The organism is Bradyrhizobium sp. Kon69, assembly GCF_055807515.1.
This window is the reverse complement of the sequence record NZ_JBVVOS010000459.1, coordinates 1-254: the sequence shown is the minus strand read 5'-3', so window position 1 is coordinate 254 and position 254 is coordinate 1. Positions and strand designations below refer to the sequence as shown.

Genomic DNA, 254 nt, shown 5'->3' with positions numbered 1-254 from the left:
CCTTCGACGACGGCGCCGGTGTCCTGCTGGCCATCCTGATGCGCTCAGGTGGCACCCTGCTCGTGCTGGCCATCTTGGTCCTGTGGCAACGCCAAAGCCTGCGCCTCCCTCCAGGCGCATGGCGCTGGCAAGTACTTCTGGGCCTGCTGATCGCCACCCAAAGCCTCTGTCTCTATTCCGCCGTCGCCCGCGTTCCGGTAGCGCTGGCCCTGCTGGTCGCCAACGTCTTCCCGATTTTGCTGGCGCTGCTGACC

1 protein-coding gene is annotated in these 254 nt (G+C 66.1%); it reads left to right on the top strand.

Going from position 1 to position 254, the window contains the following annotated elements; translation table 11 throughout:
* A partial coding sequence (locus AC0L3U_RS39795) for a hypothetical protein (protein ID WP_473365179.1) occupies positions 1-254 on the top strand: 254 nt, incomplete at both ends.